This window comes from Rhizobium sp. RU36D (assembly GCF_900176345.1).
Lineage (GTDB): Bacteria > Pseudomonadota > Alphaproteobacteria > Rhizobiales > Rhizobiaceae > Allorhizobium.
Genome location: NZ_FWXU01000007.1, coordinates 15,453 through 29,170, shown reverse-complemented (window position 1 = coordinate 29,170; position 13,718 = coordinate 15,453). Strand labels below are relative to the sequence as shown.

Below are 13,718 nucleotides of genomic sequence, written 5' to 3'. Positions count from 1 at the left end.
CTCACTCCTCGCCGGACTTCTGGTTGTCGAGCACCATGTAGTCGAGCGGCAGTTCCGTCGTGTACTTGATCTGCTCCATGGCAAAGGCCGAAGACACGTCCCGGATCTCGATCTTGGCGATCATGCGCTTGTAGAAGGCATCATAGGCGCCGATATCAGGCACCACCACCCGCAACAGATAGTCGACATCGCCGCTCATGCGGTAGAATTCAACCACCTCGGGAAACTCCGCGATCACCTCGGAGAACCGCCGTAGCCATTCGATGGAATGGCTGTTGGTGCGGATCGAGACGAACACCGTGACCTTGGTATTGACCTTGCCCGGGTCGAGCAGCGCCACGCGGCGTTGGATCACGCCATCCTCTTCCATCTTCTGGATCCGGCGCCAGCATGGCGTGGTGGACAGCCCGACCTTCTTGGCGAGATCAGCGACCGCCAGGGTCGAGTCTTCCTGCAATATGCGCAAAATCTTTCGGTCGAGACGATCCATGCAGTAACCTTTCAGAATTTTATTCCCGTATATCTGAGTTGTGACAGACATAAAGGGCTTTTTCAGGTAATCAGACGCTCGATTTCACGGCGCAGCACAGGCAGGACTTCGGCTTCGAACCATGGGTTCTTCTTGAGCCAGCTTGTATTGCGCCAGCTCGGATGGGGAAGCGGGAGGATGCGCGGCGGACTGTTGGACAACAGGTGATCGCGCCAATCCCGCACCGTCTGGGTCATGGTCTTGGCGCGGCGGCCGCCAAGATGCCAGGCCTGCGCATATTGACCGATGGCGAGCACGAGTTCGACCTGCGGCATCGCGTCCATCACCATCTGGCGCCAGTGCGGCGCACACTCCCGGCGCGGCGGCAGATCATGTCCTTGGAGATCATAGCCGGGAAAGCAGAAGCCCATCGGGACGATCGCGAACTTGTCGCTATCGTAGAACGTCTCGCGGTCGACGGCCAGCCAACTGCGCAACCGGTCGCCGGAGGCATCGTTGAACGGCAATGCGCTTTCATGCACCTTCAGCCCGGGCGCCTGCCCGGCGATCAGGATGCGCGCCGTTTCCGAGATCACGGCTACCGGCCTCGGCTCGTGCGGCAGACGGTCATCCGGTCCGCGCAAGGGATTGTCCCGACAGATGCGGCAGGCGGCGATATCGCCCCGCAGGTCCGGGAGGGAGATGCGCTCCGCCACGCCGCTCAGACCCTCGCAATCGCCGCGCTGGGGCGGGACGAGGTTTCGCGATACCAGCGCCAGACATGGTTGAGTTCCGGCGGACAGGTGATGCGCGCCGGCTTCATCAGATCGAAGGCCACCAGCATGGTGATGTCGGCGATGGAAAAGCGCTCGCCCGCGATGCAGGCGCGACCGGCCAGTTCCTCGTTGAGGAAACCGAGGAAATCCAGCGCTTTGGGCTTGTTCACCTCGCCCCATTCCGGCACCTGGGGCACCTCCCAGCCGGCCATGGCCGGGTGCAGATGCCGGAAGGCCGCGGCGACCGCCGCAAAATAGATGAGTTCCACCCGGCGATCCCACATCTCCACCAACGCCTTTTCAAGAGGGTCGCGCCCGAAAAGCGGCGGATCGGGATGCAGTTCCTCGAAGTAGCGGCAGATCGCCACCGATTCGGTGATGACAGTGCCATCATCAAGTTCAAGGACCGGCAGTCGCTGAAACGGATTGAGGCTCGTCACTTCAGGCGCCCGGTGACCGAGCGCGGCCATGTCCACGGGCACAGTCGGGACCGAGACACCCTTCTCCTTGAGGAAGATCGTGACCCGGCGCGGATTAGAGGCACGGCCTCCGTCATAGAGCTTCATGATATCTCTCCTCTCTCACATGAGACAGAACAGCCAATCGACAAGCCTTGAAAGCCATGCGTCGCCGATATCCTCTTCGGCAAGCCCTTGCTGGCGGCGATAATCCTGCGGTCGCATAAACGGCCCCGCCCACAGGCCGCGACCCGCGGCACGAGCCGCTGCCTCCTCGCTCTGATGCCGGCCATAGGATACCGCCAACCCCTCACGGACCAGAAGCGCGGCGAGGTCCTCCTCGCCGTTTCGACAGGTCACGAGCACTCGGTGATATTTGTCCTGGCTAAAACCCTCGCAACGCACCTCTCGTGCGGTGACAAGCGCCTGCAGGCGGTCGCGTGCAACACGGCCGCAGGGCCAGGGGCGATTATTATGCTCGCAGGTCTGCGCAAGCTCGGGCGCATCGATGCCGGCCAGCCGCAACCGTTCCCCCGCGTCCGAGACCGTGTCGCCATCCACAGCCCAGAACGGCCCGGAATAGGTGGATCCCTGCTGCTGCTCCAGCTTGGCAAGGATCAACAGGCCCAGCACTAGCATGCAGACAAGCACGATCGCATCACGGATCTTGCGAAGGATAGCCACATCTGCGCCTTGTTGACGAACGAATCCTTGCCGACAATGGCAAACAAATCCTTGCCATGGGGAATCTTTTTAAGATTTACCCACTAGTCTTCACAGGTCGAGGCGTAAGCGATCACGTGTGTCCATGAGTAAAGGCGTCAGTACCTCCACCGACAAGAACATCGTCGACCTCTCGCGCAGCCATCGCAACAAGGCCGCGTCGAAGGCCGTTCGGGTGACGCGCGAGCGTTTGCAATATGCCAAGACGGGCAGCCCCGTCTTCGATCGCGAAACGCTCGGCATGTATGTCACGGCAGCGCTGCAGGGCGCCGCGGTCATGCCGTTCATGATCGTGCTCGTTGCCGGCATCGGCGCCTATCTCGATCCCGGTCCGGAACTCTATATCTGGGCGCTGTTTAGCCTCACGGTCCATGCGGCCAACATCCTCATCCTGCGCCGAATTCAGCGAAGCGAACTGACCGCGGAAAACACGCCGCGCTGGCGGCGTCTGCTGCTGGTCGGCCAGGTAGCAATGGGTCTGGCCTGGGCAATCTTTGCCATGCAGTCCTGTTCGACCTGCGATGGCCAGAGCTTCATGTTCTATCGCGGCGCCGTGCTGTTGATCGTCTTGTCGGTCACGGCCATGGCGACCATGCTGCTGCGGCAGGCGGTGCTTTTCGGTTTCCTGCCGACGGTGCTTGCCCTGATCTATGTCGCGGCAACCCATCGCCAGGTGCTCGACATCGGCATGACCGCGATGTTCACGACATCGCTGATCTTCTTCGTCTATGTCACGAGCCGCCTCTACCAGACCACGATCACGCTCCTGTCCTTCCAGACCGAGAAGGACGACCTGATCGCCGAGCTGGAAGTGGCAAAATCGCTGTCCGACGAGGCTCGCCGCCGCGCCGAAGAGGCAAACCTAGCCAAATCCCGCTTTCTCGCCTCCATGTCACACGAGCTTCGCACGCCGCTCAACGCCATCCTCGGCTTTTCCGAGGTGATGGCAACAGAAGTGCTCGGGCCGCTCAACAATCCGCTCTACAAGGAATATTCGCACGATATTCATCGCTCCGGCCAGCATCTCCTGAACCTGATCAATGAGATCCTCGACCTCTCGCGCATCGAGGCCGGCAAATACGAACTTAATGAAGACTCGGTCTCGCTGCTCGAACTGGCCGAGGATTGCATCGGCATGGTACAGCTTCGCGCCGGCGCGAAGAACATCAAGATCTCCCAGCAGTTCGAACCTTCGATGCCGCTGGTCTGGGCGGACGAGAAGGCCATGCGCCAGGTTGCGCTGAACCTCCTCTCCAATGCGGTGAAGTTCACCCCGCAGGGCGGCGAGATCATGGTGCGCGTGGGTTGGACGGCTGGCGGCGGTCAATATATCGCCATCAAGGACAACGGACCTGGCATTCCCGAGGACGAGATCCCCGTCGTGCTCTCCGCTTTCGGTCAGGGATCAATCGCGATCAAGAGCGCTGAACAAGGCACAGGCCTCGGCCTGCCGATCGTGCAAGCCATTCTTGCCAAGCACGGCGGTGAGTTCAAGCTGAAGTCCAAGCTGCGCGAGGGCACCGAAGTGATTGCCATCCTGCCGGCGGTCCGCGTCCTGCAAAGCCTGCCGGCCGTCGAAGAAACCCGTGCGGTCGAACCGCGTCGCCGGCACTTCGCGTGATCGGCTAGAGCATGTCGCGCAAAAGTGTGCCGCGGTTTTGCGATAACGACATGCTCAAAAAACAAAGGACTAAAGCGAGGAAAGCGAATCTGAAAGATCGCGACGCGCTTTAGAAGAAAATCACGTAACCGACGAACAATCCGTTGGCGACGAGCAGGCAGAACACCGCAAACGAGCCGAGATCCTTGGCGTGCCGCGCCACCAGCGAAAACTCCGGCGACACCCGGTCGACGACCTCCTCGATCGCCGTGTTCAACGCCTCGGCTGAGAACAACAGCAGAGCCAGGATCGTGAAGCCAAGATAATCAAGGGCTCCAGCCCCGACAATGGCAAAGAGGACGAGCCCAACGCCGTAGCAGGCCAGTTCATGGCGAAAGGCCGCCTCCCGGAGCAGGCGGCGAAAGCCTTGCCAGGAATAGCGGGAGGCCGAGAGAAAATGAGCAAAGCCCGTTTCCTTCCGCCCCGGCACTCCGTGGCCGTAGCCGGCGCGGCCCTCTTCCTGCTGATCATCCATCGGTCTTGTTGCTGACCCCCGCGGCTTCGAACGTTGCCATGCCGGAATGGCAGGCGGCTGCCGCCTTGACGATGCCTGCGGCGAGCGCTGCACCGGTGCCCTCGCCCAGGCGCATGCCAAGCGCCAGAAGCGGCGTCTTGCCCAGCTTCTCGATCGCCTTGAGATGCCCGGGCTCGCCCGAGACGTGACCAATGAGGCAATGATCCAGCGCCGAGGGATTGGCTGCCTTCAAGATGGCTGCCGCAGCGGTCGCCACATAGCCGTCGATCAGCACCGGGATCCGCTCCACGCGGGCTGCCAGGATGGCACCGGCCATCGCCGCGATTTCGCGTCCACCCAGGCGCCGGAGAATTTCCAGCGGATCGTTGAGGTGATCGCGGTGAAATTCGACCGCCGTCTTCACGGCCGCGATCTTGCGCTGCAGGATCTCGCCATGGGAGCCGGTGCCGGGACCGACCCAGTCTTCCGCCTCACCGCCGTAAAGCGCGAGATTGATCGCCGCGGCAATGGTCGTATTGCCGATGCCCATTTCGCCGATGCAGAGCAGATCCGTGCCGCCCGCAATCGCCTCCATGCCAAACGCCATGGTCGCGGCACAATCACGCTCCGAAAGCGCCGCCTCGCAGGTGATGTCGCCGGTTGGATAGTCCAGCGCCAGATCGAAGATCTTCAAGCCGAGATCATGGGTCACGCAGATCTGGTTGATGGCCGCACCGCCAGCAGCAAAGTTTTCCACCATCTGCTGCGTCACCGATGGCGGAAACGGCGTGATGCCGTGCCGGGTCACGCCGTGATTGCCGGCAAAGATCGCGACCAGAGGACGGTTGACGGCGGGCGGGCGACCGGTCCAGGCGGCCAGCCACATGGCAATTTCCTCCAACCGACCGAGCGCACCCGGCGGTTTGGTGAGGTGCTTGTCCCGCTCCCGCGCCGCCACCAGCGCCGCCGTGTCCGGACCCGGCAGATCACGCAGCAGGGTGCGGAAATCGTCGAATGGCAGGCCGGTCACGCTCATGGAGCAAGTTCCTTGTCTTTGCTGTCGAAATCAGGCTTGGTGCGCCTCTCATAATCAGCGCTTTACGGCGCCACAACCCAAAAAGCGGCCATTCCTGTCGCCAAAACAAGGGAGCGGGTCAACCCAATGGAATTGCGGGACTATTTTGCCGACATCCTGCGCTCGATCGCTTTTCTCAGCCGCTTCTCCGTGCCGGCGCGCGTGTTTGCCGGCCATGACGGCAGCCTGTCCCAGACGGTAAGAGCCTTTCCGGCTGCCGGCGTGCTGATTCTCGTGCCCTCGGCGCTCTCGCTGCTTCTGCTTATGGAACTAGGCGCCGATCCCATGCTGGCGGCCATCGTCGCGCTTGCCATCCAGACCGTGACAACAGGTGCCCTGCATGAAGACGGCTTGGCCGACAGCGCCGACGGCCTGTTCGGGGGGCGCGACCGCGACCATGCGCTTGAGATCATGAAGGATAGCCGGATCGGCTCCTACGGCACCGTCGCATTGATCCTGGGCTTTGGCCTGCGGGCCGCGGCCATCGCTGCGATCGCCCATGACCTGCCGCCGACATCCGTCGCGTTAGCCCTGCTCGCGATCGGTAGCCTCAGCCGCATGATGATGGTCTGGCACTGGTCGTCCCTGCCCTCGGCGCGCGCCAAAGGGGTTGCTGCCAATGCCGGCATGCCGGAAAAGCCGGCCTTTCGTATGGCCATACTCGTGGGCACAACCCTGTTTGCAATCCTGCTCTGGCCCGTCACGTCGATCGCAACGATGGCGCTTGTTCTTGGCCTTGCCAGCCTCGCGGCAGCCGGTTTCACCGCCCATGTCAGCGGCAAACTGGGCGGACATACGGGCGACACCATCGGCGCAACCCAGCAGATTTGCGAGGCGGTTGCGCTGGCCGCCCTTGCCACATCGATCTGAAATCCCAATATTCCGGGTTCAACAAGGCAAGCAAGTTATGGAATCTCCCTGCATTCTCGTCTGTTCGATCGATGACAAGACCGGCCTCTGTTTCGGCTGCGGTCGCACCCGCGACGAAATTGCCGGCTGGATCGGCTATACCGGCGAACAGCGCCGCGCCATCATGCGCGAACTTCCCGCGCGGTTGGAAACGGTGGAACGCAAGCCGCGCCGGGAGACCCGCCGCACCCGCATGGCACGGGAGCGTGGGACGACATGATGCGGCTCGGCTTCGTTCTCGCAATCCTTGGCTTTGGCCTGGTGGTGCTGTTCCTCAACAATGACAGCGGCCAAAGCTTTGGCATGGACAATGACGATTTCGGCCGCATGATCGTGCTTTTGCCGATGGTCGCCCTGCTCTCGGCGGGCATCCTGGCGGGCCGGCGCATGGGCGAGAGCCTGCGCTACCTCTCCTGGTGGCTGCTGATCGGACTTGCCCTCGTCGCGGGCTACCTCTATCGCGGAGATCTCGAAGGCTTTGGCCAGAGACTGACCGCCGGGCTGATGCCCGGGCGCGCCGTGGTCGCGACCGATGCGTCAGGGAATGCCGAGATCATCCTGCACCGCTCCCGCGGTGGCCACTTCGAGGCCGATGTTTCCGTCGATGCGCGCGAATTGCGCATGCTGGTCGATACCGGAGCCAGCAGCATCGCCCTAAGCTACGAGGACGCCATGCGCATCGGCATCGATCCGGACACCTTGCGCTACAGCCAGACGATCCTGACGGCGAATGGCGAGGCCAAAGGCGCGCCGGTGCGCCTGTCGCAGGTGGCCATTGGCCCCATCGTGCGCAACGACATCAGGGCCATCGTCGCCGAGCCGGGCCGGCTGCATCAGAGCCTGCTCGGCATGACATTTCTTGGCACGCTGGGTTCTCTGACCATCCAGTCCGACGAGCTGCGGCTGCGGGACCAGCGCTAGACCGGCCCCAACGCCCCTAGCTGCGCAGCTTGTAGCCGGTGCGGAAAACCCAAGCCAGGAAGCCAAGGCCTGCCAGCAGGAACAGCGTAATCATGCCGAGGCTGATCAGCGGATGCACATCGGACACTTCGAAGAAGCTCCAGCGGAAACCGCTGACGAGATAGAGCACCGGATTGAAGTGGCTGACCGCCTCCCAGAAGGGTGGCAGCATGTTTACGGAATAGAAGGTCCCGCCCAGGAAAGTCAGCGGCGGCACGACGAGCGACGGCACCAGCGTCAACTGCTCGAAATTCTTCGACAGGATGCCGATGATGAAGCCCGCAAGGCTGAAGGCGATGGCCGTCAGCAGCATGAAGAAGAGCATCAGCGCGGGATGATCGATCGACAGATCGACAAATAAAGCCGCGGTCCCCAGGGTTATCAGGCCGATCATCATGCCTTTGGTTGTCGCAGCGCCGACATACCCGATCAGGATCTCGGTCATCGCGACCGGCGCGGACAATATCTCATAGATGGTCCCGGTGAACTTTGGAAAATAGATGCCCGCCGACCCGTTCGAAATGCACTGCGTGATCAGCGTGAGCATAATCAGCCCGGGCGTGATGAAGGCCCCGTAGGATATGCCTTCGACCTCCTGCATGCGCGAGCCGACGGCGGCCCCGAAAACGATGAAATATAGGGCCGTAGAGAGTACGGGCGACACGACGCTCTGCAGCAGCGTGCGCCGCGTGCGGGCCATTTCGTACAAGTAGATGGACTTGATCGCCTCGAAATTCATTTGGCTTCTCCAATCAGCGAGACGAAAATATCCTCAAGCGACGTCTGACGCGTCGAGAGGTCGCCGAAACCTATGCCCGCAGCCTCGAGCCTCTGCAGCAGCGGCCCGATGGCACCGCCATTGCCGCCGAGTTCATAATCGTGGATGATCTGCCGGCCATCAGCGCTCAGCGACAGGTTCAACCCGGCAAGCTCAGGCGGTATGGCCTGAAGCGGCGTCGTCAGTTCGATCGCCAGTTGCTTGCTCCCAAGCTTGCGCATCAGCGCGTTCTTCTCCTCGACCAGCAGAAGCTCGCCCTTGTTAATCACCCCCACCCGGTCGGCGATCTCCTGGGCTTCCTCGATATAGTGGGTCGTGAGGATGATGGTGACGCCCTTCTCGCGCAAGCGCGACACCAGCTGCCACATATCCTTGCGCAGGGCGACATCCACGCCCGCGGTCGGCTCGTCGAGAAACAGGATGCGCGGCTCATGCGACAGGGCCTTGGCGATCAGCACCCGTCGCTTCATGCCACCGGACAGTTCACGCAGCGCATTCTGGCGCTTGTCGAACAGAGTGAGGTCCTTGAGGATGTCGTCGATCAGCTCAGGATTGGGCTTTCGCCCGTTGAGACCGCGAGAGAAGCTGACCGTGTTGATCACGCTCTCAAACATATCGGTCGTCAGTTCCTGCGGAACGAGGCCGATCTCGCCGCGGGTCTTGCGGAAGTCCTTGACCACGTCGTGACCGGAGACCAGCACCTGGCCGCCGGTCGGATTGGTCATGCCGCAGACGATCGAAATCAGCGTGGTCTTGCCGGCGCCATTCGGACCGAGCAGGGCAAGGATTTCGCCCTCCTCGATATCGAGCGACACGTTCTTGAGGGCGGAAAACCCATTCGAATAGGTCTTCGAAAGGTTACGGATGGAAATGATGGGGGCCATGGCGGGAAGGGATCCATAAAAATATCCCGCTCAATATAGGTAACACTGGCGTGATAACCAGACGCGGCGTGCCGATTGCGTCAGGCGCGCCGAACACGGGCCGCCGCAATGGCCGTCAGCGTGTCGAGGTTCTGGTTGACGCGGCAATAGAATTCCTCGTCAATGAAGGGGCGCAGCATGAAGTCGTTGCCGCCCACCTTCAGGAAGCGCGCCGACAGCAGCCGGTTGGTCGAGGACGAAACGCCGATGATGCGCAGTTCATGGCTGCCGCGCACGGAGCGGATGCGCCGGGTCAGTTCGAAGCCATCGATATCGGGCATGTTGTAGTCGGTCACCACAAGGCCGATATCCTTGTTGGCCTTCAGGATTTCCAGCGCCTTGGCGCCGTTTTCAGCCAGGCTGACTCGGAAATTGTAACGCTTCAGGCGGCTTGACAAGAGCGCCCGGGCGGTCGGGCTGTCATCCACGATCAACACGTGATGGCGGTGGTTGGTGAGGAACCGGCAGACGGCCTCAGCCAGAAGTTCGACCGCGAACACATTGTCCTTCAGGATGTAGTCGACGATGTCCTTCGACAGGATCGCCTCGCGCGTCTGCTCCTGGAAGGTCCCAGTGAAGACGATCGTCGGGATGTTCAGGTCGATCAGGTATTCAAGCGCTTCGCCGTTCTCGGCACCCGGCAGGTTGATGTTCGAGATCGCAAGCGTGACGGGTTCTTCGGAAAGCTCGTTGGCGGCCTGTAGATCTTCGAAGGTCCGGCAGATCTCAACGTCAATGTTGAAGAGTTCCTTAAGACGTGTCCGGATCATCGATGTAAAGACGTTGGAGTCCTCGGCGACGATGATGCGAGCTTCTGGAAAGAGATCGCCCGAATACTGCATTCCAGAAATACCGAAGAAAGTCATGACACGCCTTTTGCTGCGGGAGGATTTTGTCAAGCATTTGGAATAACGGAAACAATTTGCAGAAACATTAATCTCGGGGGTGTCTGGAAGGAAAATATCACCACGGGCTAAAATGGCAGCACAAACGAAAACGCCCGCGGGTGGCGCGGGCGTTGCTGGCAACTTTGAAGATCGCGTGCTGTTCTATTTTACGACAGCAGAGCCGTTGGAAATTTCCACCGTTTCCCCGCCGCTCAGCGGCAGCCGGTCGCCGTTTGGCAGCGTGACGAAACAGCCTCCCGTGCAGATCGTCTCGGTCGCGCCGGGATCAAGTGCCACTTGGACGCGGCTTCCACCCTCGACCACCGTCAGCACCACGGCCGTGTCGCCGGCATTTGTGACCGACGCAGCATGGGCAACACCCGCGACAGACAGCAGCAACAGAGCACCCGTCAGAAGTCTTTTCATGCCCCTTCGACGCCTGAGCGCCGCCCTCTCGTTCGACCAGACCGGACACGAACCCATTGGAAAGCGCGTCCTTCGATATGTTGCCGGTTTACGTCATTGCGACTGAACGGGACCTGAACATCTCGTTCATGAAGGATGATTGTGGCATCGACACCGGCATCTGGCAAATCCGAATTCCATCAGGTCTTGGCCAGTTCGATCCCTTCGGTCTTGAAGCGGTCGAAAATCGCGATACGCGTCTCGTTCTTGACAACCCGGCTGTTCATCACATCGGGGATGTAGAGGCAGAGCTTGAAGTCCAGGGATGACGGGCCAAAGCCGGAGAAGATGACGAAGGGCTCGGGATTGCGCAGCACGCCCGCCTGCACGCTGGCCAGTTCCTGAAGCACGTTGATCACATGCCGGGGATCGTTTTCCTGGCTCACTCGGACCTCAAGATCGACACGCCCGAGATTGTTGCGGTGGGTCCAGTTACCAACGGAGTTGTTGATCAACTGCGAATTGGGAACGATGATCGACTGCCGCTGAAAGGTCTCGATTTCGGTCGCCCGCACGGAGATGCGCCGCACGAACCCTTCTGTCGTGCCGGTGGCAACCCAGTCGCCCACCTTGAACGGCCGTTCAGCCAGCAGGATCAGGCCAGAGACGAAGTTGGAGACGATGTTCTGGAGGCCGAAACCGATGCCGAGCGAGAGCGCACCGGCGACCAACGCGAAGCTCGAAAGGTCGATGCCCGCCGCCGAGATGCCGATAAGACCGGCCAAGGCCGTGCCGAGATAGCCGACACCCGTTCGCACGGAGTTGCGCACACCCGCATCCACTTGTGACCGCGCGAGAACCCCGCCATCCAGCCACTTCTGCAGCCAGCGTGTGCCATAGAGCCCCAGCGCGAAAAGCAGGATGCCGCCGACGATGCCGATCAGCGATATGCGGATCGAGCCGATCTGGATCTCCGTGAAGACTTGAAAGGCCCAGATCTGCAGGTCGCGCGGCTGGAAGCCCCAGGAGATCAGGATCAGCGGCACGCCGACCATCAGGGCAAAGATGTAGATCAGCAAGCCCGCGACCATGCCGGCCTGGTCGATCCCAACTTCATTGAGGTCGAAGCGGCGGGCCACCCATCGGCCGACACGGGTCTCGCCAAAGCGATTTGGCGCCGAGATCTCTCGACCCGAGAGGATGCCGATATACATGGTTGCGATCACCGCACCGGTGAGCACAAGCTGGGTTGCCAGGAAGCGGGCAAGGCCGACATAACCAATGAAACCGGCAAATATCACGCCCAAACCGATAAGGCGCAGCATCGAGGCAATGCCCCTTGGCCAGGGCCGCCCGGGGGCCGTGGGATCGCCATCCGCACTGATCACCGGCTTCAGGAAGGAGATCAGGAAGACCATCAACCCGACAATCGCCGACGAGAGCAGGCTCTTCATGACGGTCACGACGACAGGCGAACCAAGGGCCTCCGAGACTGTGCTCAACACATAGTCAAATCCGTTGATCACGGCCATCAGCACCACGGCCACAGCGATATAGCCGGCGCCGCGGTTTGACAGGGGCACCAGGCGCCAATTGGGCGCCTTTGGGGCCAGCAGCGCCCGCGCTAGCATCGCCACGAAGAAGATCAGGCCGACAAATGCCAGGAAGGCCAGGACGATGGGCGCGGTGTCCTGACGCAGCACGTTGAAGACGTCGAGAAAGATATAGGCCGAAGCGAGAAAGACACCGACCGCCAGCGAGGGAATGATGGTGGACCAGAAGGCCACGGAAAGGCGGCTGACATAGGCCGGTGCCTCGATCGACGGATCGCGCTTGATGAAGGAGCCGAACAGGCGGTATTCCGCCACCAGAAGCACCAGCGCCACGAATATCGACAGCATGACGGCACTGCCTAGCGCCGCGCGCTTGAACTTCCAGATGAAGGCAAGCCAGCTGCCCACCGTGCGCTTGAAATCCGCAACTTCCGTATCCGCCGCATTGAGCGCGTCCTGCAGCAGCGCCCCGGAAATCTCCTTGCGCTCCAGCAGCCTGTCAGCAAACAGGTCGCGGCGAATCTGGCTGATGGTATTGGAGAGCTGCGTGGCGCTGATCGACAGGTTTTCGGCGTCGCCCGTCAGATTGTTGATCGCCAGCCGCTCGGCCGTCAGCTTGTTGCGCTCTTCCGAGACCTCCACGGCTTCCGCAGGCTGCCCGTCCTTAGGGGGCTCGCCAAGCTCCGCAAGGCGGGCCTTGATCTGGTCAAATCGCGGCCGGAGGCTGACGGAAACCTGAAGCAGTTCCTGGACAAGCGCATCCACCTTGATCTTCGTATCCGCAAGACGACCATCATCCGTCTTGCTGTCCTCGACGGTGGCAAAGAGACCTTCCAACCGCCCCTGCGCCTGGTTCAGCTTGGTGCGCGCCTCCTCGGCGACATCATTGACAACAATGACGCTGTCCTGGCTTGCGTCCTGAGCATGCGAGGGCGCGGTCAGCAACCCGACGGACAGCAGGAACAAGGACAGGATAACGCGAAGGTAAAGGCTTTTGATGGGAGGCAAGATCGATCTTCCGGCTGAAATCACTGCGAAGCGGCCGGAACATAGAGCCTGATCTGGTCAAATGAAAGGAGCGCGTGCTGCAGGGCAAAAAACGATCCGCCACCGCAACGAGAGCATCGTCGCGGTGGCGGATGATATTGTCGAGGGTCGACCGATCAGGCCGTTGCCAGCGTCTCGCGCAGCGCCGTGAAGGCCGAGAGTTGGTCGGCCAGCAATTCCTTGGCGGCATCGCGACGCACGAAGATCTTGAACATCACGTTGCCATCGGCATTCATGAACCAGACGGAACAGGAGCGTCGGCCGTGGAACATGCGATCCACGAAGGCGATCGAGACGCAGCGGTCCTTGCGGATATGACCGCCGATGGGGCTGTCACCGTGAATGTTGAACCAGCCATGCCCTTCGGAGCCCTGCGGCAGCGAGCCGACCACCTCGAAGACGATGTCTTCGGTATGGACGATCATCAGCACCTCGCCCCAGCCACCCATCTGCGTCCAGATATCGGCAAAATGCGAGGCAGGCACCAGCTTCGCGGCGCCTTCCGGCAGGATCGACAGCACATCGGCCGGCGTCGTTCCCGAGCTTGAGGCGATCGCCTCGACAACGCCATCGGGCTTCTCGGCCAAGGCTGCCCTCGCCCGCTCGAGGCGGGCAGCAAGATCGTTGCTCATGCTATCCAT

Annotated in this window: 16 protein-coding genes; 4 read left to right on the top strand and 12 right to left on the bottom strand. The window is 61.3% G+C overall.

Annotation, left to right across the window (positions count from 1 at the left end; translation table 11 throughout):
• Position 1: 1 nt before the first annotated feature.
• The 4 genes from B9A97_RS10610 to B9A97_RS10595 form a co-directional block, all read right to left on the bottom strand.
• The gene (locus B9A97_RS10610; protein WP_084365309.1) at positions 2-490 is read right to left on the bottom strand and encodes an Lrp/AsnC family transcriptional regulator; all 489 of its coding nucleotides are present in this window, start codon (positions 488-490) and stop codon (positions 2-4) included.
• Between the two features lie 62 nt (positions 491-552).
• Complete coding sequence (locus B9A97_RS10605; RefSeq protein WP_084365308.1) at positions 553-1,185, bottom strand: uracil-DNA glycosylase family protein; 633 nt, start codon at positions 1,183-1,185, stop codon at positions 553-555.
• Between the two features lie 5 nt (positions 1,186-1,190).
• The gene (locus B9A97_RS10600; RefSeq protein WP_084365307.1) at positions 1,191-1,811 is read right to left on the bottom strand and encodes a glutathione S-transferase; all 621 of its coding nucleotides are present in this window, start codon (positions 1,809-1,811) and stop codon (positions 1,191-1,193) included.
• A 15-nt stretch (positions 1,812-1,826) separates the two neighbouring features.
• Positions 1,827-2,387: a thermonuclease family protein gene (locus B9A97_RS10595; protein ID WP_084365306.1), complete on the bottom strand. Its 561-nt coding sequence runs from the start codon at positions 2,385-2,387 to the stop codon at positions 1,827-1,829.
• Between the two features lie 124 nt (positions 2,388-2,511).
• Between B9A97_RS10595 and B9A97_RS10590 the strand changes: the two genes are divergently transcribed.
• A complete protein-coding gene (locus B9A97_RS10590) occupies positions 2,512-4,047 on the top strand; it encodes a sensor histidine kinase (protein ID WP_084365305.1) in 1,536 nt (511 codons plus the stop codon).
• 109 nt (positions 4,048-4,156) lie between these two features.
• Here the strand turns inward: B9A97_RS10590 and B9A97_RS10585 are convergent, their stop codons facing one another.
• Positions 4,157-4,561, bottom strand: coding sequence for a diacylglycerol kinase (locus tag B9A97_RS10585; protein ID WP_084365304.1), 405 nt, complete (start codon positions 4,559-4,561; stop codon positions 4,157-4,159).
• Positions 4,554-5,576: a nicotinate-nucleotide--dimethylbenzimidazole phosphoribosyltransferase gene (gene cobT / locus B9A97_RS10580; protein WP_084365303.1), complete on the bottom strand. Its 1,023-nt coding sequence runs from the start codon at positions 5,574-5,576 to the stop codon at positions 4,554-4,556. Before cobT ends, B9A97_RS10585 begins: the two co-directional genes overlap by 8 nt.
• A gap of 126 nt (positions 5,577-5,702) precedes the next feature.
• On the opposite strand from cobT, the gene B9A97_RS10575 reads away from it, so the two are divergent.
• The 3 genes from B9A97_RS10575 to B9A97_RS10565 are packed head-to-tail and all read left to right on the top strand — an operon-like array spanning position 5,703 to position 7,445.
• Complete coding sequence (locus B9A97_RS10575) at positions 5,703-6,485, top strand: adenosylcobinamide-GDP ribazoletransferase (protein WP_084365302.1); 783 nt, start codon at positions 5,703-5,705, stop codon at positions 6,483-6,485.
• A 37-nt stretch (positions 6,486-6,522) separates the two neighbouring features.
• The gene (locus B9A97_RS10570) at positions 6,523-6,744 is read left to right on the top strand and encodes a DUF1289 domain-containing protein (RefSeq protein ID WP_084365301.1); all 222 of its coding nucleotides are present in this window, start codon (positions 6,523-6,525) and stop codon (positions 6,742-6,744) included.
• Positions 6,741-7,445 (top strand): retropepsin-like aspartic protease family protein, encoded by a 705-nt coding sequence (locus B9A97_RS10565; protein WP_084365300.1) that lies wholly within the window; start codon positions 6,741-6,743, stop codon positions 7,443-7,445. The genes B9A97_RS10570 and B9A97_RS10565 overlap by 4 nt, the downstream gene beginning before the upstream one ends.
• 16 nt (positions 7,446-7,461) lie before the next feature.
• On the opposite strand, the gene B9A97_RS10560 is transcribed toward B9A97_RS10565, so the two are convergent.
• The 6 genes from B9A97_RS10560 to hutX form a co-directional block, all read right to left on the bottom strand.
• Positions 7,462-8,223, bottom strand: a complete 762-nt coding sequence (locus B9A97_RS10560; RefSeq protein ID WP_084365299.1) for an ABC transporter permease — start codon at positions 8,221-8,223, stop codon at positions 7,462-7,464.
• Positions 8,220-9,146, bottom strand: a complete 927-nt coding sequence (locus tag B9A97_RS10555) for an ABC transporter ATP-binding protein (RefSeq protein ID WP_084365298.1) — start codon at positions 9,144-9,146, stop codon at positions 8,220-8,222. Before B9A97_RS10555 ends, B9A97_RS10560 begins: the two co-directional genes overlap by 4 nt.
• 80 nt (positions 9,147-9,226) lie before the next feature.
• A complete protein-coding gene (locus tag B9A97_RS10550; protein ID WP_084365297.1) occupies positions 9,227-10,051 on the bottom strand; it encodes a response regulator in 825 nt (274 codons plus the stop codon).
• Between the two features lie 183 nt (positions 10,052-10,234).
• Complete coding sequence (locus tag B9A97_RS10545) at positions 10,235-10,498, bottom strand: hypothetical protein (RefSeq protein WP_084365296.1); 264 nt, start codon at positions 10,496-10,498, stop codon at positions 10,235-10,237.
• A gap of 179 nt (positions 10,499-10,677) precedes the next feature.
• Complete coding sequence (locus tag B9A97_RS10540; protein WP_244564178.1) at positions 10,678-13,038, bottom strand: mechanosensitive ion channel domain-containing protein; 2,361 nt, start codon at positions 13,036-13,038, stop codon at positions 10,678-10,680.
• Between the two features lie 155 nt (positions 13,039-13,193).
• The gene (gene hutX, locus B9A97_RS10535; protein WP_084365294.1) at positions 13,194-13,718 is read right to left on the bottom strand and encodes a heme utilization cystosolic carrier protein HutX; all 525 of its coding nucleotides are present in this window, start codon (positions 13,716-13,718) and stop codon (positions 13,194-13,196) included.

What these genes read in the sequence shown, in the direction of transcription:
- B9A97_RS10610 (WP_084365309.1), bottom strand. Translation starts at nt 490, where the DNA reads ATGGATCGTCTCGACCGAAAGATTTTGCGCATATTGCAGGAAGACTCG.
- B9A97_RS10600 (WP_084365307.1), bottom strand. Translation starts at nt 1,811, where the DNA reads ATGAAGCTCTATGACGGAGGCCGTGCCTCTAATCCGCGCCGGGTCACG.
- B9A97_RS10590 (WP_084365305.1), top strand. Translation starts at nt 2,512, where the DNA reads ATGAGTAAAGGCGTCAGTACCTCCACCGACAAGAACATCGTCGACCTC.
- B9A97_RS10585 (WP_084365304.1), bottom strand. Translation starts at nt 4,561, where the DNA reads ATGGATGATCAGCAGGAAGAGGGCCGCGCCGGCTACGGCCACGGAGTG.
- cobT (WP_084365303.1), bottom strand. Translation starts at nt 5,576, where the DNA reads ATGAGCGTGACCGGCCTGCCATTCGACGATTTCCGCACCCTGCTGCGT.
- B9A97_RS10575 (WP_084365302.1), top strand. Translation starts at nt 5,703, where the DNA reads ATGGAATTGCGGGACTATTTTGCCGACATCCTGCGCTCGATCGCTTTT.
- B9A97_RS10570 (WP_084365301.1), top strand. Translation starts at nt 6,523, where the DNA reads ATGGAATCTCCCTGCATTCTCGTCTGTTCGATCGATGACAAGACCGGC.
- B9A97_RS10565 (WP_084365300.1), top strand. Translation starts at nt 6,741, where the DNA reads ATGATGCGGCTCGGCTTCGTTCTCGCAATCCTTGGCTTTGGCCTGGTG.
- B9A97_RS10560 (WP_084365299.1), bottom strand. Translation starts at nt 8,223, where the DNA reads ATGAATTTCGAGGCGATCAAGTCCATCTACTTGTACGAAATGGCCCGC.
- B9A97_RS10555 (WP_084365298.1), bottom strand. Translation starts at nt 9,146, where the DNA reads ATGGCCCCCATCATTTCCATCCGTAACCTTTCGAAGACCTATTCGAAT.
- B9A97_RS10550 (WP_084365297.1), bottom strand. Translation starts at nt 10,051, where the DNA reads ATGACTTTCTTCGGTATTTCTGGAATGCAGTATTCGGGCGATCTCTTT.
- B9A97_RS10545 (WP_084365296.1), bottom strand. Translation starts at nt 10,498, where the DNA reads ATGAAAAGACTTCTGACGGGTGCTCTGTTGCTGCTGTCTGTCGCGGGT.
- hutX (WP_084365294.1), bottom strand. Translation starts at nt 13,718, where the DNA reads ATGGATAGCATGAGCAACGATCTTGCTGCCCGCCTCGAGCGGGCGAGG.